Source organism: Streptomyces tendae (assembly GCF_008632955.1).
Lineage (GTDB): Bacteria > Actinomycetota > Actinomycetes > Streptomycetales > Streptomycetaceae > Streptomyces.
Genome location: NZ_CP043960.1, coordinates 76,047 through 96,930, shown reverse-complemented (window position 1 = coordinate 96,930; position 20,884 = coordinate 76,047). Strand labels below are relative to the sequence as shown.

20 protein-coding genes are annotated in these 20,884 nt (G+C 69.2%); 10 read left to right on the top strand and 10 right to left on the bottom strand.

What is annotated here, in order from left to right; all coding sequences use genetic code 11:
- Positions 1-430 precede the first annotated feature (430 nt).
- Both F3L20_RS32100 and F3L20_RS32095 read right to left on the bottom strand, forming a co-directional pair.
- Positions 431-1,195 (bottom strand): SDR family NAD(P)-dependent oxidoreductase, encoded by a 765-nt coding sequence (locus tag F3L20_RS32100; RefSeq protein WP_150157629.1) that lies wholly within the window; start codon positions 1,193-1,195, stop codon positions 431-433.
- 126 nt (positions 1,196-1,321) lie between these two features.
- Positions 1,322-1,930, bottom strand: coding sequence for an ester cyclase (locus tag F3L20_RS32095; protein ID WP_150157628.1), 609 nt, complete (start codon positions 1,928-1,930; stop codon positions 1,322-1,324).
- A gap of 279 nt (positions 1,931-2,209) precedes the next feature.
- Between F3L20_RS32095 and F3L20_RS32090 the strand changes: the two genes are divergently transcribed.
- From F3L20_RS32090 to F3L20_RS32080, 3 genes are all read left to right on the top strand, one after another.
- A complete protein-coding gene (locus F3L20_RS32090) occupies positions 2,210-2,827 on the top strand; it encodes a TetR/AcrR family transcriptional regulator (protein WP_167534734.1) in 618 nt (205 codons plus the stop codon).
- A 543-nt stretch (positions 2,828-3,370) separates the two neighbouring features.
- Complete coding sequence (locus F3L20_RS32085; RefSeq protein WP_145828863.1) at positions 3,371-4,087, top strand: SDR family NAD(P)-dependent oxidoreductase; 717 nt, start codon at positions 3,371-3,373, stop codon at positions 4,085-4,087.
- Positions 4,088-4,174: 87 nt separating this feature from the next.
- On the top strand, positions 4,175-5,047 hold the full coding sequence (locus tag F3L20_RS32080) for an oxidoreductase (RefSeq protein ID WP_150157626.1): 873 nt from the start codon (positions 4,175-4,177) through the stop codon (positions 5,045-5,047).
- Positions 5,048-5,282: 235 nt separating this feature from the next.
- Here F3L20_RS32080 and F3L20_RS32075 read toward each other — a convergent pair whose 3' ends face one another.
- Positions 5,283-6,128, bottom strand: a complete 846-nt coding sequence (locus F3L20_RS32075) for an alpha/beta fold hydrolase (RefSeq protein ID WP_150157625.1) — start codon at positions 6,126-6,128, stop codon at positions 5,283-5,285.
- A 225-nt stretch (positions 6,129-6,353) separates the two neighbouring features.
- On the opposite strand from F3L20_RS32075, the gene F3L20_RS32070 reads away from it, so the two are divergent.
- Positions 6,354-6,845 carry a MarR family winged helix-turn-helix transcriptional regulator gene (locus F3L20_RS32070; RefSeq protein ID WP_150157624.1) on the top strand — a complete coding sequence of 164 codons (492 nt, stop codon included), beginning with the start codon at positions 6,354-6,356 and terminating at the stop codon, positions 6,843-6,845.
- A gap of 596 nt (positions 6,846-7,441) precedes the next feature.
- Positions 7,442-8,269 (top strand): helix-turn-helix domain-containing protein, encoded by an 828-nt coding sequence (locus tag F3L20_RS32065; RefSeq protein ID WP_150157623.1) that lies wholly within the window; start codon positions 7,442-7,444, stop codon positions 8,267-8,269.
- Positions 8,270-8,510: 241 nt separating this feature from the next.
- On the opposite strand, the gene F3L20_RS32060 is transcribed toward F3L20_RS32065, so the two are convergent.
- The 7 genes from F3L20_RS32060 to F3L20_RS32030 form a co-directional block, all read right to left on the bottom strand.
- Positions 8,511-9,155 carry a DsbA family oxidoreductase gene (locus F3L20_RS32060; RefSeq protein WP_150157827.1) on the bottom strand — a complete coding sequence of 215 codons (645 nt, stop codon included), beginning with the start codon at positions 9,153-9,155 and terminating at the stop codon, positions 8,511-8,513.
- A gap of 251 nt (positions 9,156-9,406) precedes the next feature.
- Positions 9,407-10,201 (bottom strand): alpha/beta hydrolase, encoded by a 795-nt coding sequence (locus F3L20_RS32055; RefSeq protein ID WP_150157622.1) that lies wholly within the window; start codon positions 10,199-10,201, stop codon positions 9,407-9,409.
- 228 nt (positions 10,202-10,429) lie between these two features.
- A complete protein-coding gene (locus tag F3L20_RS32050; RefSeq protein ID WP_145828869.1) occupies positions 10,430-11,248 on the bottom strand; it encodes an enoyl-CoA hydratase/isomerase family protein in 819 nt (272 codons plus the stop codon).
- Positions 11,249-11,617: 369 nt separating this feature from the next.
- Entirely contained in the window at positions 11,618-12,898 is a 1,281-nt protein-coding gene (locus tag F3L20_RS32045) for an MFS transporter (protein ID WP_150157621.1), read from the bottom strand.
- Between the two features lie 269 nt (positions 12,899-13,167).
- Positions 13,168-13,653, bottom strand: a complete 486-nt coding sequence (locus F3L20_RS32040) for a lipocalin-like domain-containing protein (protein WP_150157620.1) — start codon at positions 13,651-13,653, stop codon at positions 13,168-13,170.
- A gap of 64 nt (positions 13,654-13,717) precedes the next feature.
- Complete coding sequence (locus tag F3L20_RS32035; RefSeq protein ID WP_150157619.1) at positions 13,718-15,295, bottom strand: aldehyde dehydrogenase (NADP(+)); 1,578 nt, start codon at positions 15,293-15,295, stop codon at positions 13,718-13,720.
- On the bottom strand, positions 15,292-15,921 hold the full coding sequence (locus F3L20_RS32030; protein ID WP_150157618.1) for an isochorismatase family cysteine hydrolase: 630 nt from the start codon (positions 15,919-15,921) through the stop codon (positions 15,292-15,294). The genes F3L20_RS32035 and F3L20_RS32030 overlap by 4 nt, the downstream gene beginning before the upstream one ends.
- A gap of 175 nt (positions 15,922-16,096) precedes the next feature.
- Between F3L20_RS32030 and F3L20_RS32025 the strand changes: the two genes are divergently transcribed.
- The 5 genes from F3L20_RS32025 to F3L20_RS32005 all read left to right on the top strand — a co-directional run bounded on the left by F3L20_RS32025 (position 16,097) and on the right by F3L20_RS32005 (position 20,661).
- The gene (locus F3L20_RS32025; protein WP_150157617.1) at positions 16,097-16,687 is read left to right on the top strand and encodes a TetR/AcrR family transcriptional regulator; all 591 of its coding nucleotides are present in this window, start codon (positions 16,097-16,099) and stop codon (positions 16,685-16,687) included.
- A gap of 437 nt (positions 16,688-17,124) precedes the next feature.
- Positions 17,125-17,775 (top strand): SsgA family sporulation/cell division regulator, encoded by a 651-nt coding sequence (locus tag F3L20_RS35780; RefSeq protein WP_150157616.1) that lies wholly within the window; start codon positions 17,125-17,127, stop codon positions 17,773-17,775.
- A gap of 19 nt (positions 17,776-17,794) precedes the next feature.
- A complete protein-coding gene (locus F3L20_RS32015) occupies positions 17,795-18,355 on the top strand; it encodes an NADPH-dependent FMN reductase (protein WP_145828876.1) in 561 nt (186 codons plus the stop codon).
- Between the two features lie 488 nt (positions 18,356-18,843).
- Positions 18,844-19,212: a DoxX family protein gene (locus F3L20_RS34200; RefSeq protein ID WP_167534733.1), complete on the top strand. Its 369-nt coding sequence runs from the start codon at positions 18,844-18,846 to the stop codon at positions 19,210-19,212.
- 336 nt (positions 19,213-19,548) lie between these two features.
- Complete coding sequence (locus F3L20_RS32005; RefSeq protein ID WP_150157614.1) at positions 19,549-20,661, top strand: NAD(P)/FAD-dependent oxidoreductase; 1,113 nt, start codon at positions 19,549-19,551, stop codon at positions 20,659-20,661.
- The last annotated feature ends 223 nt before the right edge of the window (positions 20,662-20,884 follow it).

The following is a 20,884-nucleotide window of genomic DNA, read 5'->3' as shown; positions in this document are numbered from 1 at the left end:
CACATGCGTCACCAGTCAAGGTGGTTACATGTTGGTCTCCAGTACTGACGCCGAACAGCCGAGCAAACTGTGAAGGACGGTCGCTTCGGTCGCTTCGGTCGCCGGCACGGCTCACCCGGGTGGCTGTTGACCGAGCACTCACCCGGCCTGGCGGAGTGACACGGAGGTCCGCACGGCCGAACGGGTAGAGACAATCCCGGCCCCCGGTCGCTTCGGTCGCTTCGGTCGCTTCGGTCGCTTCGGTCGCTTCGGTCGCCGGCACGGTCTGCTGCGGTGCGGGTGGTGATTACGACGTAATGACCGAGCACCCCGGTGACAGCACGCTCGAGCGGGGAGAAGTGCAAGGCGGGGCCCGATGGAGACATCGAACCCCGCCTGATCTCCGAGAGCGAGCGAGCGACCGCGCCCGGGCCCGGGCCACTCCGCGGTGTCACCAGGCGCTGGCTCCGCCGTCGACGGAGTAGTTGGCTCCGGTGATGTAGCTGGCGCGGTCGGAGGCGAGGAAGGCGGCGAGTTCGACGATCTCCTCCGGCTTGGCGAAGCGCTTGAGGAGGGTCTTGCTGACGATGGCGTCGCGTGCTGCCTGGTTGTCGCCGAGGTCGCGGTCGCTGGCGGGGGTGAGGACGGGGCCGGGGCTGATGGCGACGGCGCGGATGCCGTGCGGGGCGCCCTCGAGGGCGAGTTGGCGGGTCATCCCGATGACGCCGGCGTTGGCGGCGGTGTGGGCGACCATCGGAGGGGTGGAGCCCGCGATGAGACCGGCCTCGGAGGCGACGTTGATGATCACTCCGCCGCCACGGCGGACGAGGTGGGGCCAGGTGTACTTGGAGACGAAGAAGGGGATGTCGAGTTCGCCGGCTTCGGTGGCGCGCCAGTCCTCGACGGAGAAGTCGGGCATGGCGCCGAAGCGTTGCATGGCGGCGTTGTTGTAGACGACGTCGAGCCCGCCGTAGGCCGCTGCGGCTCGGTCGGCGAGGTGGTGGACCTGGTCGGGGTCGGTGAGGTCGACCGGTGCGATGGCGGTCATCTCGCCGCCCGCGCGGCGGACCAGGTCGGCGGTCTCCTCATTGGCCTCGGTCTGGATGTCACATCCGACGATCTTCGCTCCCTCTCTTGCGAAGACGAGCGAGGCGACGCGCCCCATACCGCCCGCGGTGCCGGTGACAAGGATGACCTTGCCCTCAAGAATGCCCATGGAACATCTCCTGTTTCCTGCGACTGCTTCTGTTCGGTGCGGCGTCCCGCTCGTGCGGGACGCCCGCGGCGCGGCCTCGGCCGGTCGGGCGGACAAGGCCGCGCCGGGTGGGGCGCCCAGGCGGCGTCAGGGAGCGACGGTGCCGGGGCTCGTGTCGCCCCGGAGTTCGTCGAGGAACACGCCGAAGTTCCCCTCCGACCAGTGCTCGACGGACTGACCGTCGATCACACGGTCGATCGAGATGCCGCTGAGCTGGACCGACCGACCGGAAGCCGGGATGCCGAAGACGGTGCCCCGGTGCACACCCGCGAAGCTCCAGCGGGTGACGACCTTGTTGCCCTCCACGATCTGGTCCAGCACGGTCATCTTGAAGCCCTCGAGCCCTGCCTTGATGTTGAGGTCGCCCTTGATCCAGTCCTTGCGCTGCTCGGGGCCGTTGAAGCCGTGGAGTACCAGGTTCTTGGAGATGTAGCGGTTGAATCCGGCCTTGAGGTCCCCGTTGTAGCTGGCGTAGAACGCCGAGGTGACCTGAAGCGGTGAAAGGTGCTGACGCGCGGACTGCTCGGTCTTTGCGGCGGTCGGGCTCTGGTCCCGCGCCATGGCGGGGACGGCTGTGGCGGTCAGGGCGACGGCGGCGGCGAGGCCGGTCACGACGCCCATCACCGTCCGGCGCTTGGACAGACCGTGGTGGGCGGTTCGTGCGGATGCGGTCTCGCTGTCGTTCTCGAGCGTCATGAGAGCACCTCTGCTGAGCGGGTCGATGACTTGCCGTCATCGACATTTACTTGACGCGTCAAGTAGTAGCCCTCGGCCTGACACTTGTCAAGCAGTGGAGAAACGCATTCCTCGGGTGCGGTCGGCAGGTGTGGCAGACTGACATCTGCCCATGTGGGCCCCACCTGCTATCGGCCCCCCTGGCGCAGTTGTTGCACGCGAGCTGGTGAGGACGATGCCGACGTGACCGACAGCAGACCAAGGACTGCGAAAGGGCCGGCCCGCGGGAAGTACGCCCCCGTGCAGCTGGATGAGAGCGAGATTCTCAGACGCGGGCTCGACGCCTTCGCGGAACTCGGCTACGCCGCGACGACGATGCGGGAGCTGGCCCGACGGCTCGGCGTCAGCCACAACTTCATCAACGAACGCTACGGCTCGAAGGAGGGTTTCTGGCGCGCGGTGGTCGACTTCGCCCTGCTGGGTGTCCAGTCGGAGTTCGACCGTCGGCTGACGGAGGCCCGCGACGATGCCGATCGACTCAGAAGCGTCGTCGTGCAGATGTACCGGCTGTCCGCCGGCGCCTCGGCGGTGAACCGGCTGGTCGCCGACGAGTCGACGCGCGACTCGGCTCGCCTGGACTATCTGCACCAACGGTTCATCCAGCCCCTGTGGGACAGCATCGAGACGGCTGTCGACAACCTCGTCGCGGCCGGACGCATCCCGCGCGTGCCGCCGCACATCCTGTACTTCGCCATCACCGGCCCCGCGCTCGCCCTGGCGCAGGACCCGATCGCCGACCGGCTGAATCCGACGGCCGCTCCGGTGGCGCAACAGCACAGGAGCGGCATGGCCGACATGCTCTCCGGCCTCGTCCTGAACGGTCTGCTCCCGACCGGAACGGGGTACACGCCGGCTTGATCTCCGGCCGGTGCGCATGGCCGCCCCAACGACCCTCCGACCACGCGGAACACGGTCAGAGGCCCGCCGGGTGACGGCGTCGAGGACCGCGTGATCCGTGGGCGGCCCCGCCTTGCACCGTCCCGCCGACGCGGCTCACCCGGCACCTCACGCGCCGGCCTGCCCGGCCGCCATCGAAGAGCACCCGGACCCGGCCGGGACGCCTGTACGGCCACCGCCCCGGACGTCAGCCACCGCCTCGACGACAGCCGCCGGGAGGTGTCGTCACCTGCGCGGCGGGGCCGTCATCGCACCCCGGACGCGCGGCCGGGCCGTGGCAGCACGCATGCCGGACCTTTCCCTTCCCATCCAGGTGACCGCCGGTCCATCGAGAGGTGGGCCCATGACTCATGTGCTCCCACCTGAGAGGCCGAGCCTCCCGACGCAGGTAGGGGAAGTCGCACGTCCGATCCACCGATTGTCGGCCACTGGAATTTTGTCGACCGGTCGTCTAGTTTAGGAAGCAGATGCAAGACACCGCTCAATCCCCTTGGAGAGACACCCATGAGCACCTCCGGCCAGAAGAAGGTCGCCATCATCACCGGCGCGTCGCAGGGCATCGGCGCCGGCCTCGTCGACGCCTACCGCAAGCTCGGCTACGCGGTCGTCGCCACATCCCGTGGCATCGCTCCCTCCCAGGACCCGGACGTCGTCACCGTTCAGGGCGACATCGCCGATCCGGCCACCGGCGAGCGCGTGGCACGTGCCGCGATCGAACGCTTCGGCCGCATCGACACCCTGGTCAACAATGCCGGCATCTTCGTGGCCAAGCCCTTCACGGACTACACGCCCGAGGACTACGCCGCAGTCACCGGTGTGAACCTGGACGGCTTCTTCCGCATCACCCAGCTCGCGGTCGAGCAGATGCTCCGTCAGGGCAGCGGCCACGTCGTGCAGATCACCACCAGCCTGGTCGATCACGCCAACTCCTCCGTCACCTCGGTTCTCGCCTCGCTGACCAAGGGCGGTCTGCAGTCGGCGACCAAGGCCCTGGCCATCGAGTACGCCACTCGCGGCATCCGCAGCAACGCCGTGGCCCTCGGCATCATCAAGACGCCGATGCACCAGGAAGAGCACCACTCCACCTTCGCCGCGCTGCATCCGGTCGGCCGGATGGGAGAGGTCAGCGACATCGTCGACGCGGTCGTCTATCTGGAGAACGCCCCCTTCGTCACGGGCGAGATCCTGCACGTCGACGGTGGCCAGAGCGCCGGTCACTGATCTCCGAATCCCCCGCACACAGGGGTGGGCCGCGGGCTCCACACGTGTTCACGTGGGGCCCGCCCTCCTCCCATGACAGGAGCACTCATGAGCAGAACCTTTCTCATCACCGGCGTCAGTACCGGCCTGGGGCGCGCGTTCGCCCGAGAGGCGCTGGCAGCCGGTCACCGGGTCGTCGGAACCGTGCGACAGGCGCACCAAATGGCCGAGTTCACCGACCTGGCCCCGGGCCGCGCCGTGGGGATGCTCCTGGACGTGACCGACGAGCACGCCGTCGACACGGTGGTCCAGAGGATCGAGGAGGAGACGGGCCCCATCGACGTACTCGTCAGCAACGCCGGTTACGGGCTCGAGGGGACCGTCGAGGAGTCGTCACTGGCCGATCTGCGCCGGCAGTTCGACGTCAATGTCTTCGGGACCGTGGCGGTCGTCAAGGCCGTCCTTCCCCATATGCGGCGTCGGCGCAGCGGCCACATCGTCACGCTGTCGTCCATGGCGGGGCTCACCGCGCTGCCCGGTGTCGCCTTCTACGGCGCCAGCAAATTCGCCGTCGAAGGGTTCTCTGCCTCCTTGGCCCAGGAGGTGGCTCCGTTCGGTATCCACGTCACCTCACTCGCCCTCGGGTCGTTCCGCACGGACTGGGCCGGACGCTCCATGGTGCGTGTCCCTCGCACCATCTCCGACTACGACACCGTGTTCGACCCCATCCGGGCCGCTCGCAGGGACAAGGACGGCAAGCAGGTGGGTGACCCGGAGCGCGCCGCCAAGGCCCTGATGACGGTTCTGGAGGCGGAAGATCCACCCGTGCACCTTCTGCTCGGCAGCGACGCGCTGCACCTCGTCCGGAAGGGCCGCCGACAGTTGCAGGAGGACATGGACGCCTGGGCCTATCTGACGGCCTCCACCGACTTCCCGGCCAATGAGCCCTCCGCAGCAGCGACCGGCCCCGGTGCGACCTGACCGAGAAGGTCGGGCGCCGGCGTCCATGCCGCGCCGCTCGCCCTGGAAGTCGTCGTGGCGGCGGTGACCCGGGCCCACCGCACAGCGGGCCACCTGCCTTGCGGATCTGCCGGCAGCCAATGTGACACAACCTCCGGCGGACACGGGTCGCCCGCGGCGCCCACGCCCACCGGAGGCCGCGGATGACGTGCCGCCCCGCGGGCGCCGCGTACCTGCCGGTGCCCCGGTGACCAGTTCAGTTACCGACGGTGGCCCGTGCGGCCTGTTCGATGACCCGGGTGACCGCGTCCGGGCGGGAGACCGTGACGGCGTGGGAAGCCTTGATCTCCGTGGTGTGGGAGTGCGCCCGCTGGGCCATGAACCGCTGTGCGGCGGCCGGGATGTTGAGGTCCTGGGTGGTGACGAGGTTCCACGAGGGGACGGTCTTCCAGGCGGCGCCGGTGGCCGGCTCCTCCAGGGCGGAGGCGGCCACGGGGCGCTGAGTGGCGGCCATCAGGTCGCTGACCCGGCTGGGGACGTCGGCCGCGAACTGCTGATGGAACTTGTCGGCCTTGATGTACAGGTCGTTGCCGGTGCCACCGTCGGGCAGCGGGAAGGGCACGGTGTTCAGGGTCGGTCCGAGGGTGCTGCCCGGGTACTTGTTGGACAGTTCCAGGGCGCTTTCGCCCTTGTCGGGGGCGAAGGCGGCGATGTAGACCAGTGCCTCCACATTCGATTCACCCTCGGCCGCCTTGCTGATCACCGCACCGCCGTAGGAGTGGCCCGCCAGGACGACAGGGCCCTTGACGCTCTTGAGGAAGCTCCTGACGTAGTCCGCGTCACTCGTGAGGCCGCGCAGCGGGTTGGCCGGGGCGACCACGGGATAGCCGTCCTTCTTCAGACGCTCGACCACGCCGTTCCAGCTGGAGGAGTCGGCGAAGGCACCGTGCACCAGTACGACCGTCGGCTTCTTCTCCGGGGCGTGGTGTGCGGTCGTCGCACCCGCCGGCGACAGGTTGGACAGTGCGAGCGCGGCGGCTCCCGTGAGCACGCCGACTACGGCAACGCGCTTGCGGGTGGAGCGGAAGACGGAGGCGTTCATCGAGATCTCCTTATGAGCGTGTTCATGAGGCGGGTGTTGCATGAGGCGGATCAGGTGCCGCCGGTGGCCCTGAGCCCCTGGCGACGAAGGGAAAGCTAGCGCACAACTGTCTCGTGCACAAACTAAGTGGAGACGAGTGTATAGTGTTCACCAGAAAACGCGTCAATGTCCGAATTGCCGCGACGAGAGGCCGATCGGGCCGATGCGAGAGACGAGGACGGAAAGATGACCGACGACGTGAGCGCGCCTGAACCGGCACACTCCGCTCCCGTGCTTGACCAACACCTCTGCTTCACCCTGTACGCCGCCTCGCGCGCGATCACCGGCGCCTACCGGCCCTTGCTCGATCCGCTGGGGCTCACTTATCCGCAGTACCTGGTCATGGTCGCCCTCGGCGAGCACGGCACCGTGTCCGTCAAGGAACTCGTAGCCGTACTGCGGTTGGACTACGGAACGGTCACGCCGCTGATCAAACGCCTCGAGGCGAACGGGCTGCTCAAGCGGGAGCGCCGGGCCGACGACGAGCGGGTCGTCCAGGTCGCGCTCACCCCGGAGGGCCTGGCGCTCCATCAGCACCTGTCCAGCGTTCCGCCCGCGATCGGCGAAGCCGTGGGGCTCGCGCCGGACGAGATCGCCACCCTTCAGGAACTCGTGCGGCGGCTGACGGTCAATGTCAACCGGCACAACAACGCCGTGGCGGCGCAGCGGACGACCTGAGGCCACGCCGGTCCGACGTATGCGGCCGGAGCTGCTGTGATGAGACGTAGGTGCTGTCCGCGGTGGCGGTGACACACTCGGCGCCGTCGCCCGCACCGGCCCGGGCGATCGCGCCGAGGCTCACGGATCAGGCCCCAACTCCGGCCGGAGCGCAGGACCGAAGTGCCGACGACCTCCGGTCACCGCCCACTCCCCGGCGCAGCAGTGATGGGACGTGGGTGGACCTCGTCGCGGCCACCGACTTGCCGTCCGGCCGGCCGGTGGCCGGGAAGCGTCGCCGGGTGGCGATGCCGTCCGCGGTGGTGCCTGACCTCCCCTCAGTCCTTCCGTCGTGACGAGCTGTCAGAGCCGTCCGTACGGCAAGTCGCGCGGCCCATGTCCATTTCCCTCCCACAACGCCGACCGCGCGGTCACTCCACGGAGTCGCGCGCAGGACGCTCTTGGCCGGCAGTGAGGCAATCTTCACCGAGCCGTCGAGGCGCAGACCGATGGCAACGCTTCGACGGCACCCGGAACAATGCCTGACATAATTGGTTCGGAAAAAACCGGGGACCGGAGAATGCGACCACACCTGCGCACCGATTACAGTGGGGGTTATGAGCAGTGGTGCGCGCCCCGGGGAACTGGGTGCCTTTCTGAAGGCCCGCCGGGCAGCTCTCAGTCCCGCTACCGTCGGACTACCCGACAGTGGAGGCCGTCGTCGTGTCAGCGGACTCCGACGCGAGGAGGTCGCCAATCTGGCGCAGATCAGCACGGACATGTACATCCGACTGGAACAAGGCCGCAGCCAGGCGTCAGCGCCGGTTCTGGACGCACTCGCGCGTGTCCTGCATATGGACGACGAGCAGCGCACTCACATGTACCGCCTGGCCGGACGGATTTCCGGCCGCCCCGTCCGACGGGCCGCACAAAAAGCGCACCCCCGGCTGCTTCGCATTCTCGAAGATCTGAATACCAGCCCTGCGATGATCCTCGGCCGTCGAATGGACATTCTCGCCTGGAATCCACTTGCCGCAGCACTGATCACCGACTTCTCGGCGATATCGGAGAAGTACCGGAACTATGTAGTTCTGCTTTTCACCGATCCGGCCATGCGAGCGCTGTACGTCGATTGGGAGGGCGTTGCCCGCGCCTGCGTGGCCCAGCTGTGCATCGAGGCCGCCCGCGACCCCCACGACACGCGTCTTTCGGCCCTCGTAGGCCAACTGTCGGTACAGGACCACGATTTCCGCACCTGGTGGGCCGCCCGGCATGTGCCGGTCCACGGCGTCGGCACTCAGACACTCGATCATCCGGTCGTCGGCGAGCTGACCCTCGGCTGGGACGCTCTCACCTCGACCACCAGTGGCGAGCAGCAACTCGTCGTCTGGTCCGCCGAGACCGGGACCCCGTCCCACGAGAAGCTGCTCATGCTGGCTTCGTGAAACGGGGTGCCGGACCGGCAGCGCACCGTTTCCCTTACGCCCGACTCACCGCCCGAGTGCTCCCCTGACGATCGGTCCTCGTGAGGGCAGTTGCTGCCACCGAGGTCCGCAGGGCCTCGACCACGACGCGGACGAGGCCCCGAGCGACATCATCACTCTGACCAGTCGCTTTCGCCGCGGCACACAGGGGGGCGCACCATGGCATCACCGGCGCCGAACCGCGGGCAGCCGGATGGGCGCGTCACGCGGCCGGACGATCCGCCCATGCCTGCTCCAGCGCCTGCGTGAACATGCCGGACGACTGAACCCCGCTCACGCCGTACCGCCGCTCCAGCACGAAGAAGGGGACACTGTTGGCGCCCAGTTCGGCGGCGAGTCGCTCGTCGGACCGCACGTCCTCGGCGAACGCTTCGGGATCGTCGAGCACCTCGCGTACTTCCGCCTCGTCCAGCCCCACCTTCACGGCCAGGCCCAACAGGGTGTTCCGATCGTAGATCGACGCCTCCTCCGCGAAGTTGACCCGGAAGGCTTCGTCCAGGAATTCGCCCTGCAGGCCGTGCGTACCGGCGAAGTGCGAGAGCCGGTGCACATCAAAGGTGTTGCCGAAGACGCGCCCACCGATGCGGTAGTCCAGCCCCACGGCGTTCGCCATGTCCGCGGCCTGCCGCTCTCGCGCGACCTGCTGCTCGCGGGTGCGGCCGTACTGGGCCGCGACCGCGTCGATGATCGGCACCGTGCCGTTCTCGGCCTTGGGGTTGAGCTCGAAGGACCGGTGCACGACCTCCACCTGGTCACGATGCGCGAAGGCCGCAAGCCCTTCAGTGAAGTGCTTCCTGCCGACGTAGCACCACGGGCAGGCGACATCGGTCCACATCTCGACACGCATCATGTGTATCTCCTAGGGGCGGAGGTGGCTGGCATCCGGTGGCCGGCCGCTCGGTCGTCCTGGCGATGACCCCATGGCCGTCACCTCGCGGACCCTTCTCCACCATAGTAGACGACCGACCGTCTTGTTCGCGTTGCCCGGCGAGGGGACCCGTGTCACACCGCAGCGGTCCCCCTGGCTCCAGCAGCGCTACCGCCCGGTGGACGAGATGCGCAACGGCGGCCGGCATCCGCACGCGAAAAGAGGGCCGTTCAGGACACATACTTCCCGAACCATTCGACGGCCGCCGCGCGCGCCGAGTCGAACTCCTCGAGGTAGGGCGCGAAGTGCCCGCCCGGGATCAGTTCGAGCCGCTTGGGTTCGAGGGCACGCTCGTAGGCCGCGAGCGCGATGTCGGTGGGGGTCATGGTGTCATGAGTGCCGACGATCATCAGCAGGGGTGTCGGAGACACCTTGTCGATGTAGACCCCGGGCTCGTACATACGGCTGTTCCGGCTCGACCGGAGAGTCAGCTTGTTCTCCCACTGGACGTCCGAGTCGTACGGCCGCAGGTAGAAGTCGACGACGTCGGGGTCGCGGTAGAGGGCGGGGACATCGGGGTCCTTGCTGACGATGGTGACCGTCGCCGGTGCACTGCCTCGCAGCTGGGCGCGCTCATCCTCGTCGTAGCGCCGCTCGACCGCCGTCTGGTGCTCGGGGAGAGCGCGGCGGTGTCCGATCTGCAACCCGCTGATCATGGGAACCTGCGCCACGACGGCCCGCAGCCGGCGATCGGTGGCGCCGAGGACCAGCGCATGGCCACCGGCGAAGCTCGTACCCCACAGGCCGATGCGCCGCTCGTCGACCTCGGGACGCGACTCGAGGTAGGAGATCGCGCGGCGCCAGTCGGCGATCTGCTGCCACGGGTTCACGTCGTGCCGCGGCGTACCGCTGCTGGCTCCGAAGGTCCGGTGGTCGTGGGCGAGCACGACGCAACCCGCTTCGGCGAAGGCGCTGGCGAAGGGTTCGAGCCCTTGATCCTTGATCCCACCGAGGCCGATGGTCATGGTGAGGGCCGGCAATGGCTCCTCGGCGCCATCGGGTATGAACAGCCATCCCCCCCAGGGTCGCGCCCTCGGCCGGTATCTCCACGTCACTTCGCGTGAACGTCACGCCCTCCGCCCTTCCGCGTCAGCCAGCACTGCGGGGCCCGCGGGTACTGCTGGACGGTCGCCGCGGGCCCCCTCATGGCGGCGACCGTGATCCAGCCGGACGGGCCTACGGCCCGCCGCCGTTCACTCGGCCAGGCGGCGGCCGAGGTCGAGCTCCACCCCGTCGGGGCGCTGGAGTCCGCGCTCGAAGAGGGAGCGGACTCGGTGAGCGTTCTCGGGACGTCCGGAGGTCTGGAAGAAGGCCTGCAGACTCGCGCCGTACGACTCCTGCGTCGGCAGGGACTCCACGTCCACCAAGGACTTGATCCGGGCGACGGCGACCTTGTCGAACCCTGCGATGCGCCTGGCGAATCCGTCCACGAACGGCTCGAGTTCGCCGCCGGGCACCACACGGTTCACATAGCCGTACGCGGCAGCGAGGTCGGCGGGGAAGTCGTCGCCGCCGAGCAGGATCTCCAGAGCCCGGCCCCGGCCCACGAGGCGGGGGAGGCGGCCGGTGGGATTGCCGCCGGGGACCGCTCCGACGCCCACCTCGAACTGTCCGAGGACGGCGCCCGGTCCGGCGAAACGGATGTCCGTGGCCAGGACGAACTCACTGCCCGCCCCGCGAGCACGGCCGTCGATCTCGGTGATGGTGGCGGCTGGAACCCGCGCGAGCCGGTACAGGTTGTCGGCGAAGGGGTGCAGTCCGGAGGGCGCGGGCTGCATGGCGGCGACCCGGGCACGGTCGGACTGCATGTCCCAGTGCGCCATGAAGAAGTCCGGGTTGGCACTGCGGAAGACGACGGCCGTCAGCTCGGGTGCCTGCTCGATGCGGGTGATCAACGCGGCGAGCTGCTCGATGGTGTCGGGGTCGATCAGGTTGATCTCCCCGTTGGAGAAGGTGACCCGCCAGTAGGAAGGGCTGACCTCCTCGACTGTGAACTGGTCCTGGGAACTCATATGGATCTCCTGATGATCGCGCGGGCGTTGTGCGCCGCGGGCCGGTGATGAGGGGTCAGGTTGTTGCAGGCGGACGCCGGTGATGAGCGCCGAGTCCGGGCGAGCCGGGCAGGAGAGCCCCTCCCGCGTCCCGATCAGCGGACGCCTGGTCTGAAACCTGTTTTCCAATCTAGCACCTGGATGGGAAAAAGAGTCTCAGGATGGGCGGGCGTGCCCGGCGTGAGCCAGGTGCCAGTCGCCGGACACGCTTCGTTCCGTCGTCCGGGTCGTGGACTTGACCGGTCATCGCAATCCGCGGGCTCGGACGCTTGGGCGTTGCTGCATACACGCGAGGGGCGCCCGTCCCGCGGTCACGTCGGGGTGTCAGCGTCACCGGCCACCGACCCGAGCCGTGCCACTGCCGGTCACCGCTTCCCGGACGGACGCGGTCTGGGCGGGCCGACCGGCCGGGCTACGGCCGGTTCGCCTCGTGGTGTGCCAGGTGAGGGAGATCGCCGCGAGCAGGAGGAAGCCCAGGCCCGTCGCCACCACGCCGGCCCAGCCGAACGTGGAGAAGGCCGTCGCCGCGACGGAGGATCCGACGGCACCTCCGGCGAACACCGAGAACATGTAGACGGTGTTGAGGCGGGCTCGGAGGGCCGGCTGTGCGGCGAAGACGCGGGTTTGATTGGCCACCTGACTGCTGGTCGTACCGAAGCCGAGCAGATTGCAGCCGACGGCCAGGAGGACCAGTGACCGGTCTGCCACCGCGAACAGGACGAACGCGAACGCCGCCGAAGTGAGCGCCAGGACATTGACCCGCAACGGCCCCCATCGGTCGGCCAGCCGCCCCGAGTACCGCGCGGCCAGGGCACCCGGGACGCTGAAGAGACCGAACAGCCCGATCACGGCGGGCCCCAGTCCGATCGGCGGCGCGGTCAGGTGGAAGGCGAGTGAGGACCAGAAGGCGGAGAAGGCCGCGAAGACGGTCGCGCCCAACGCCGCCGAGACGCGCAGCGACGCGTGCCGAGTGATCAACGCGGGCAGGGAGCCCAGCAGGCGGGCGTACCTCACCTCGTGCCTGGCGAGTGCCGGTGGGTCAGCCGGCATGTAGCGCGGCAGCACCAGGAGAAGGGCGCCGGTGGCCAGGGCCGCGACGCCGTACCCGGCTCGCCAGGTTCCTGTCGCCTCGGCGATGAGCCCGGCGGCGGTGCGTGACAGCAGGGCCCCCAGGGTGAGCCCCGTACCCACCGCCGCAAGGACGCGCCCCGCGTTGCCGGCGGACGCCATGGACACGACGGTCGGCATGATGACCTGCGGCAGTACCGTGCTGGTGGAGAGCACGAGGGCCGCCAGACTCAAGAGGGCGACCGAGGGAGCGAGCGCACCCGCGAGAAGGCCCAGGGTGGTGATCACCAGCAGCACGGTGGACAACCGGCGGAGCCTGGCTCCGTCCGCGAGCGGCACGACGGTGACGATGCCCAGCGCGTAGCCGATCTGCCCCGCGGTGGCCACCAGCCCCGCGGTGGAGGCCGAGGTGTGGAAGCTGTGGGCGATCTCGTCGAGGAGCGGCTGGGCGAAGTAGATGTTGGAGACGGTGATCGCGGTCGCCGTGGCGAAGACCGGAATGGTCCCCCGTTTGACGCCTGGGCGGGTGGCTGCGCTGGTCATTGTTTCCTCATGAGCACGGTTCAGGGTGGACGGGTGGAGGCGTCGTGGCCGCCGGGTCGCCGACACGGCCTCGTCCGGAGGCGTCGGCACCGGGCGACACGACGGCAGGGGCGTGACAGCCGGGGCCGGAGGGTCGGCCCCGGCCGGGACCGGAGTGTCCGATCACCTCTGCGGCCGCGCGGACGGGTACCGGCTCGTTCCGAGCTGGACGGCGGCGGCCGGAGGGCCGGCCAGGACGCTCACCGGAGAACCCCTGAGTGGACCGCTCGTCAGACGAGCCGGTTCCAGGTCAGCTCGGCCGTACGTTCGGCACCCCAGATCCGTGTGGGAGTGCTGACGCCGAGTCGCAGGAACGAGCCGGCGAACTGCACCGTGCGCACCTGGGTCCGTCCGATCCAGTTGGGGAAAAGACTCGTGGTGACGTGGTGCTTCACAGTGTGCCGATCGACCACTTCGAACGGCCCGCCGTAGGCCACGTATGCGGCGGCCGCCCCGGCGAGCTCGTCGGGCGTCGCCTCCTCCAGCCGTGGCGTGCTCAGCGGGAGCCGGTCACCGCGTCCCAGCTGGGCGGACATGTACCCCTCCGGGGTGTAGATGATCAAGCCGTACGGGGTGTGGCCGAGGGGGTGGATGACCTCCCCGTCGGCTCCGTGGGCCGTGTACGAGACGAGCTGCCACGCACCGAGCAGGTTCATGTGGACGTCGTCACGCGCCTGACGCTCGTCGTCTTCGGCGGCCGGATTCCATGCGCACATGGAGCACTCCTGTTCTCGCGGAAGGGCGGGGCCCGCCCCCTGGCGGGCGGGACCCGTGCCGGGGTCAGCGTCGGGTGAGTTCTCCGTCGACCAGACGCCAGAGGCCGAGGGGGTTGTCCTCGCGCAACGACTGAGGCAGGAGGTCGTCCGGGAAGTTCTGGTAGGTGACCGGACGGATGAAGCGGTCGATCGCCCCCATGCCGACCGAGGTGAAACGGCTGTCGGAGGTGGCCGGGAAGGGTCCGCCGTGGGTGGACGCGTACGAGACCTCCTGGGGGATCGAGAAGGCGTTGAACACGATCCGCCCGGTACGGCGTTCCAGGATCGGCAGGAGTCGTCCGGCGACGGGACGGTCGGCGGTGTCGGCGTGGAGGGTGGCCGAGAGCTGTCCGCGGAAAGCCCGGGCCGCTTCGAGCAGTTCCTCCGTGTCGGCGACCCTCACCAGCAGGAGAGCGGGGCCGAAGACCTCCTCGCGCAGGGTGGGTTCGGCAAGCAGCTGCTGTCCTGTGACCTCGAGCAGAAGGGCCTGCCCGTCCGTCTCTCCGACGGGACCGTCTCCTTGACCGAGCCGGATCGCGCCGTTGTCCTGGTGACGCTGGGCATTGTGCGTGTAGGCATCGTGTATGCCGGGGGTGAGCATGGGGCGTGCGGCCCACTTCTCCACCTCGGCGACGGCCGCGTCGCGCAGTTCGGCGTAGCCGGGCCCCTCGACGGCGAGGAGGACCGCGGGCTTGAGGCAAGCCTGGCCGACGTTGTACATGCCGCGCTGCACCAGGCCGGTGCCGATCTCGGCGGCGCGGGCCGCGAGGGCGGCGGGCAGGACGAAGGTCGGGTTGACGCTGGTCATCTCGGTGAAGACCGGGATGGGGTCCGGGCGCTGCTGGGCGCGGCGGTACAGGGCCATGCCGCCGGTCTCGGATCCGGTGAAGGTCACCGCCTTGACGAGCGGGTGGTCCACGAGCGCCTCGCCGATCTCGTTGCCTGGGCCGCGCACCAGGGAGAACACGCCGGCGTGCAGGCCGGATTCGGCGACGGCCTCCTGAATGACGCGGCCTTCGATCTCGGCGGCCCCCGGGTGGGCGTTGTGGGCCTTGAGGACGACGGGGCAGCCCGCTGCCAGAGCTGAGGCGGTGTCACCGCCGGTGACGGAGTAGGAGATCGGGAAGTTGCTGGCGCCGAAGATCACCACGGGGCCGAGGGCCACCTTCTGCAGCCGGTGGTCCTGGCGCGGAGCGGGCAGACGATCCGGTTGGGCGGGGTCGATGGCCGCCTGGAGAAAGCGTCCCTGGCGCACGACGGCGGCGAACTTGCGGAAGACTCCGGCGCTGCGCACGGCCTCACCCTCGAACTGCGCGGCGGGCAGCCCGGTCTCCAGTGAGGTCCGCGCCGCGAGTTCCTCCTTGGCCGCCTCGAGCTTGTCCGCGATGAGTTCGAGGAACGCCGCTCGCTCTTCCAGTCCGGTGCCGCTGTAGGTGTCGTACGCCTCGTCCGCGAGGCGCAGGGCGCGGTCCACCTCGGCGGGGCCTCCGAAGGCGAACTCGGGCTCGATGAGCTCTCCGGTGGCGGGGTTGAACGCCTTCATCGTGCCCGCGGTGGCGGGCACCCGGCCTCCGCCGATGAGCAGGTCTCCGGTCAGTGTCATGCGCTTGCTCCCTCGAACGCGGCGATGAGCTCGTCGGTGGTGGTGATGGCGTGGGCGTAGGTCGGCCCGTTCAACTCGTGCGCGGCGTGCATCATTTCGGGCTGGAAGGCGGCGGTGGCGTCGCGTACCAGCGTCACGTGGTAGCCGAGTTCCATGGCGAACCGGCCGGTGGACTCGATGCAGGTGTTCGCCAGCAGGCCGATGAGCACGACGTGCGTGATGTCGTGCTGCTTGAGCTGGAAGTCCAAATCCGTGTTGGCGAAGCCGCTCTGCGCCCAGTGCTCCGCGACGACGATCTCGCCGGGCTGCGGCTGGAAGTCGGGGTGGAACTCCCCGCCCCAGGTGCCGCGGGCGAAACTGTGGCGCTCCATGATGCCGAGCTGGGTGGGGTTGGGGTGGGTCCACGTCTCGTAGTCGCCCTCTTCCCAACGGCGGTGCGGGACGAAGACCAGACGCGTGCCGGTCGCGCGTGCGGTGGTGACGACGGCGCGGAGGTGATCGAGCAGGCCGGTCTTCTCCGCCAGGGGTGCGAGGCGCGGCCAGATCTTGCCGCCCTCGGACAGGAAGTCGTTGAAGGGATCGACCAGCAGTACGGCCGTGTGGCGTGGGTCATAGGTCCGGGTCATGACGTCCAATCCGCTTCTGGATTACTTGCATCATCCTGATTGAGGATTACGCTCATCATCCTCAAAGTCAATCGAGGACACCTGCAATCCGCCCATCAAGGGCATAGGTGTATGATGTGTGTCATCCAGTTGCGCGGTTCCCACACTGCGCCGCCCCACGAAAGGCAGGGTCGTCATGGGTCACTCGCAGGCGGAGAAGGCGGCGACCCGCGAACGGGTGCTGCGGATCGCGTCGCGCAGGATCCGCGAGGACGGCGTCGATCGGCCCGGCGTCGCGGAACTCATGAACGAGGCCGGCCTCACGCACGGCGGCTTCTACAAGCACTTCGACTCCCGGGACGACCTGATCACCCAGGCCTCCGCATTCGCCCTGGCCGAGGGAACGGCCAAGATGGAGCGCTCGGCACGCCGGAACGAGCAGAACGCACGAGCCGGCCTCATCGACGCCTACCTCGCCAAGCAGCACCGGGACGGACCGGCCACCGGATGCGCCCTGGTCACGCTGGGCGCATCCGCCGCACGCGGTGAGCGGGACGTCAAGCAGGCCTACGAGAAGCAGGTCCGCACCTACCTGGACCTGATCGCAGGCCTGGACGACGACAGCACGGACGCCGGACCCGAGGCCATGCTGACACTCAGCGCGCTGGTCGGCGCCGTGCTCATCTCCCGGGCCGTGGCCGACAAAACGTTCTCCGACGAGGTACTGGAAACCGTCGCCGAGCAGCTCGTGCGCCGCACCGCCCGCGACGTCTCAGCCGACGTCTGAGGAAGGCGTCCGAGGGCTCGCACGGCGAGGCCGGATCCCGGGGCCCACGACCGCTGCCCTGAAGCCCTTGTGACTGTCCGTCGGGCGCATGGCCGGCACTGATCCCCTTAAGGACCGGGTCGGCGCAGGCACACTCCCCCTTCAGGGCCGGATCGGCGCGGACGCGGGACCACCTGTGACCGGGTGGCTTCCGCGGCCGAGTTCGGTGCGCGCCGCCGCCGTCCGGCGCCCCTCAAGCGGGGCCCCCGGCGAGCACATGATGAGTGCCCCCATGCCCCCGGCTGACCCCGTCGGCCCACACAGGAATTAAGTCGACCGGTCATCTGTTCGCGGTGTCGTCGGCGGATTCGCCGACAGACCCCGAAGCATCGGCGCGCGGGCTTCACGCGTCAGGCACATCCGGTCCGGCACTGCGACGAAAGCGAGACGAGCGCGCCATGAGCCATCACGCCCCTCCCGGTCTCGGACCGGCTCCCGCACCGGAACCCGACGTGTCCTGCCGGTGCAAGGGATCCGCGACGCTGGAAGGGCTGGTCACCGTGCCGGTCACCATCGCTTTCGGCTACACCGCCGCCGATCCTTACGCGGTGCGGATGGTGGTGGAGACGGGTGTGACACCGCCGGCGCGATGGGTGTTCGCCAGAGATCTGCTGACGGAAGGCCTGTCCAGGCCGGCCGGACTCGCGGACGTGCAGGTGTGGCCCGTACCGCGCAGGCCACGACGTCTGAGGTCCGGCCGGGGCACCATACGGATCCGGGTGAGCTCACCGGGAGGGACAACCGCCCTGACGGTACAGGCCGCCTGTCTGCGGGCGTTCCTCGACCGGACCCTGGAGAGGGTCGCGGCCGGCGCCGAGCGCACCGAGCCGCACCTCGACGACGCCCTGGCCTCCTGGCTCGGCATGGAACGACGGGGCGACGGGCGGTGTGACCCGCCCCGGCCGACGACCGGACATCCGATTCGGACGCACGGAACACCTCTCCCGCACGCCCGGGCGACCACGTTCCCAACGCGTTACTTGACTAAGCAAATGATTCTGGTAACTTACTTGTCGCAACAACTACATCTCGTGCGGTTCTCGGGATGACCTCCAAGAAGGGCTCGGCATGACCAAGATCGGCATTATCCTCGGCAGCACCCGTCCCGGCCGTAACGGCGAGGCTGTGGCCCGCTGGGTGCTCGACGTCGCCACCAAGCGCGGCGACGCCGAGTACGAGCTCGTCGACCTGCTCGACTACAAGCTTCCGCACCTCGACGAGGCGCTTCCGCCGTCGATGGGCCAGTACTCCCAGCCGCACACCCAGGAGTGGGCGCGCAAGATCGCTTCCTTCGACGGCTTCATCATGGTGACGCCCGAGTACAACCACTCGACGTCCGGCGTGCTGAAGAACGCGATCGACTACCTCTTCGCGGAGTGGAACAACAAGGCGGTCGGGTTCGTCAGCTACGGCGCCATGGGCGGTGCCCGCGCGGTCGAGCACCTCCGTCTCGTCGCCGGCGAACTGCAGATGGCCGACGTGCGCGCCCAGGTCGGACTGTCGCTGTTCCACGACTTCGAGAACTTCAGCGTTCTCAAGCCCGGAGACCACCAGGTCGACGCCCTGGGCGCCACTCTGGACCAGGTCCTGGCGTGGAGCAAGGCTCTCGCCCCGCTGCGTGCCGCCTGACGGCTCCATAGAACCTGCGAGTGCCGAAGCCCGGGGGTAGGCGGGACTCGTTTCCACCTCACATCCGGGCCGGGAGGGCCGTCTCACGGAAGACGGCCCTCCCGCGGTGCCGGAAGAGGGACGTCGAGGGCACAGCCGTTCACCCTGGGAGGCTGGGCGCTGCCTGCTCCGCCCTTCGGTCACGGCCGGACGTGTGCCTTGACCGGCCGTGAGTTTCCGTCGGCGCACGTGTCGGCGGGTGCGACATCCGGACCGTCACACCATCCGCACCCTGCGCCAGAACTGTGACGCCCCGCCCCGCCGCCAGGTTTCACACGGCCGGGAAGGGATTCCGACGCAGCGCCCGCTCCGGCAGATCCGGGCGTTCACGCTGCACACCGCTGACCACAGTCCGTGGGTCGCACCACACAGCCCGCCCCACCTGGGCGAACGCCTTCACACCCGACGCGGCCACCTCAGCCGTTCGACTTCATCGACAAAGGACCACCGTGTACATCGCCGCTGTCATCCTCAGCGTTCTCCTCGCCCTTGCCTCCCTCGCCGCGGGCGCACCGAAGGCGCAGCTCAAGGGCAGTGTGCCGGACGAACTCATGGCCAAGGGCCTCAGTGCCGGTCTCGTCCGGCTCATCGGCGTGTCCGAGGTGGCCGCGGGGACAGGACTCATCGCGGGTATCTGGTGGCAGCCGCTGGGCATCGCCGCCGCCGCCGGCATGCTTGCCGTGATGCTGGGCGCGATCGGGTACCACGTGAAGTGGGGCGACTACGCGGACGCCGCGTCCCGTGGAGCCGCGACGGCCCCCGTTCTGTTCTCCCTCCTGGCCGTGGCGGCAGGAGTGACCCTGGCCGCCTCGCAGTGACCCGCTCGCGTCCGCCACGGGCTTGACGGCCGCCACTCAGCGCCGTCCCATGGAGCCGGATCTGTGCCCGAAGGGGCGTACGCCATCGCGCGTGCGTCCCTTTCGCACGCGCACGGACTGGACGAGCGCGCCGTATCCGCCCTGCCCGACGGATCGGCCTCATGAGGCCGACCGGAGATCGGCCACGCCGGACCGGCACCGCCCCCGTACCGAGAGGCGACCGGCCTCCGAACCTGTGGAGTGTGTCCGGGCGATCAACCGCTTCGTCCGAAGACCATGTGCCGCATCACCGATGGGCCGAAGCCCTCGGTCCGAGCCGAAGGAAGCACGCTGATCATGGCCACGAACACCCGGCACGTCGTCATCGTCGGTGGTGGGTACGCCGGCGTCCGCCTCGCACGCGAACTGGACGCGGACACCGACGTCACCTTGATCGACCTCAAAGAGGTGTTCTTCCACCGCATCGCCTCGTTGCGGGCGAGCGTCGACACCGGATGGACCCACTCCCCTTTCATTCCGTACGACTCGCTCCTGGGAAACGGCCGTGTCGTGAGGAACAAGGCGGTGCGCATCGAACCGGAACACCGCCGGGTCGTGCTCGCCACCGGCCAGACGGTGTCGTACGACGTGCTCGTGATCGCCACCGGCGCCGACTACCAGGAGCCCGCGCGTTTCACGGGGAGCACCGTCGCCGAAGCCGCGGCGTCCTTCCGCGGTCACCAGCGCCGCGTCGCCGGGGCGCGCAGCATGCTGGTGATCGGAGGCGGTCCCTCGGGTGTGGAGCTGTCCGCGGAACTGCGGCTGGCCAACCCCCGAGCCACAGTCACCCTGGCGCACTCCGGACAGAGGCTGCTCTCCCACAACGGCACCGGACGGATGGGCCGGCGGGCGTGTGCCTGGCTGGAGCGACACCATGTGCGTGTGCTCCTCGACACCTTCGTCTCCTCCGCGGGCGGCGCCGGCATGCGGTTGCAGGACCAGGCGGGGAACTCCCTGGACGCGGACGTGGTGTTCTGGACTACGGGCACCACACCCAACACGCTCTGGCTCCGGCTCGCGGGGCTGGGGGCGTGGCTCGACGAGCGCGGCCGCGTCACGGTGGACGAGTACCTGCGAGTCCGGGGGCAGCGGGACATCTTCGCGATCGGCGACGTCAACGACGTGTCGGAGGCGAAGCTCAGTCCGTCGGCCGTCGCACAGGGGGAGGCCACGGCCCACAACATTCGCGTCCTGCTGGACCACGGCAGGCATGGCATCATGCCGCGTCCCTACAAGCCCGCCCCGGTACGCGCCTTCTCCGTACCGTTGGGTCCGGACGGCGGCACCACTCTTCTGCCGGCGCTCGGCCGCGACGTCCTCGTACTGGGCAACAAGGCCACCTCGGTACTGAAGAGCAAGCACCTCGCGGTACCGGCGACGCAGAAGCTGCTGGGACGGGCCAGTGGATGAGACGCACCGGCCGCGCCCGCCCCTCGCGGGCGCAGGACCGGGTGGACGGCGGAGTCGGGCGGGACACCAAGGGCGCGCCTGCGCACCCGTCCGTGGCGGGAACCGCCCGCCACCGTGATCTCGCTCACGACGGCGAGCGGCACCTTCGCCTCGACGCCGACGGTGAGACGCACGCACGGCGTGCCGTCGACTGGATCCTCACCGACGGCGGACTGGACGAGCA

Excerpts from the sequence above, each read along its gene's own strand:
- F3L20_RS32100 (WP_150157629.1), bottom strand. The coding sequence starts at position 1,195 with ATGGGCATTCTTGAGGGCAAGGTCATCCTTGTCACCGGCACCGCGGGC.
- F3L20_RS32095 (WP_150157628.1), bottom strand. The coding sequence starts at position 1,930 with ATGACGCTCGAGAACGACAGCGAGACCGCATCCGCACGAACCGCCCAC.
- F3L20_RS32085 (WP_145828863.1), top strand. The coding sequence starts at position 3,371 with ATGAGCACCTCCGGCCAGAAGAAGGTCGCCATCATCACCGGCGCGTCG.
- F3L20_RS32080 (WP_150157626.1), top strand. The coding sequence starts at position 4,175 with ATGAGCAGAACCTTTCTCATCACCGGCGTCAGTACCGGCCTGGGGCGC.
- F3L20_RS32075 (WP_150157625.1), bottom strand. The coding sequence starts at position 6,128 with ATGAACGCCTCCGTCTTCCGCTCCACCCGCAAGCGCGTTGCCGTAGTC.
- F3L20_RS32070 (WP_150157624.1), top strand. The coding sequence starts at position 6,354 with ATGACCGACGACGTGAGCGCGCCTGAACCGGCACACTCCGCTCCCGTG.
- F3L20_RS32065 (WP_150157623.1), top strand. The coding sequence starts at position 7,442 with ATGAGCAGTGGTGCGCGCCCCGGGGAACTGGGTGCCTTTCTGAAGGCC.
- F3L20_RS32060 (WP_150157827.1), bottom strand. The coding sequence starts at position 9,155 with ATGCGTGTCGAGATGTGGACCGATGTCGCCTGCCCGTGGTGCTACGTC.
- F3L20_RS32055 (WP_150157622.1), bottom strand. The coding sequence starts at position 10,201 with ATGACCATCGGCCTCGGTGGGATCAAGGATCAAGGGCTCGAACCCTTC.
- F3L20_RS32050 (WP_145828869.1), bottom strand. The coding sequence starts at position 11,248 with ATGAGTTCCCAGGACCAGTTCACAGTCGAGGAGGTCAGCCCTTCCTAC.
- F3L20_RS32045 (WP_150157621.1), bottom strand. The coding sequence starts at position 12,898 with ATGACCAGCGCAGCCACCCGCCCAGGCGTCAAACGGGGGACCATTCCG.
- F3L20_RS32040 (WP_150157620.1), bottom strand. The coding sequence starts at position 13,653 with ATGTGCGCATGGAATCCGGCCGCCGAAGACGACGAGCGTCAGGCGCGT.
- F3L20_RS32035 (WP_150157619.1), bottom strand. The coding sequence starts at position 15,295 with ATGACACTGACCGGAGACCTGCTCATCGGCGGAGGCCGGGTGCCCGCC.
- F3L20_RS32030 (WP_150157618.1), bottom strand. The coding sequence starts at position 15,921 with ATGACCCGGACCTATGACCCACGCCACACGGCCGTACTGCTGGTCGAT.
- F3L20_RS32025 (WP_150157617.1), top strand. The coding sequence starts at position 16,097 with ATGGGTCACTCGCAGGCGGAGAAGGCGGCGACCCGCGAACGGGTGCTG.
- F3L20_RS35780 (WP_150157616.1), top strand. The coding sequence starts at position 17,125 with ATGAGCCATCACGCCCCTCCCGGTCTCGGACCGGCTCCCGCACCGGAA.
- F3L20_RS32015 (WP_145828876.1), top strand. The coding sequence starts at position 17,795 with ATGACCAAGATCGGCATTATCCTCGGCAGCACCCGTCCCGGCCGTAAC.
- F3L20_RS32005 (WP_150157614.1), top strand. The coding sequence starts at position 19,549 with ATGGCCACGAACACCCGGCACGTCGTCATCGTCGGTGGTGGGTACGCC.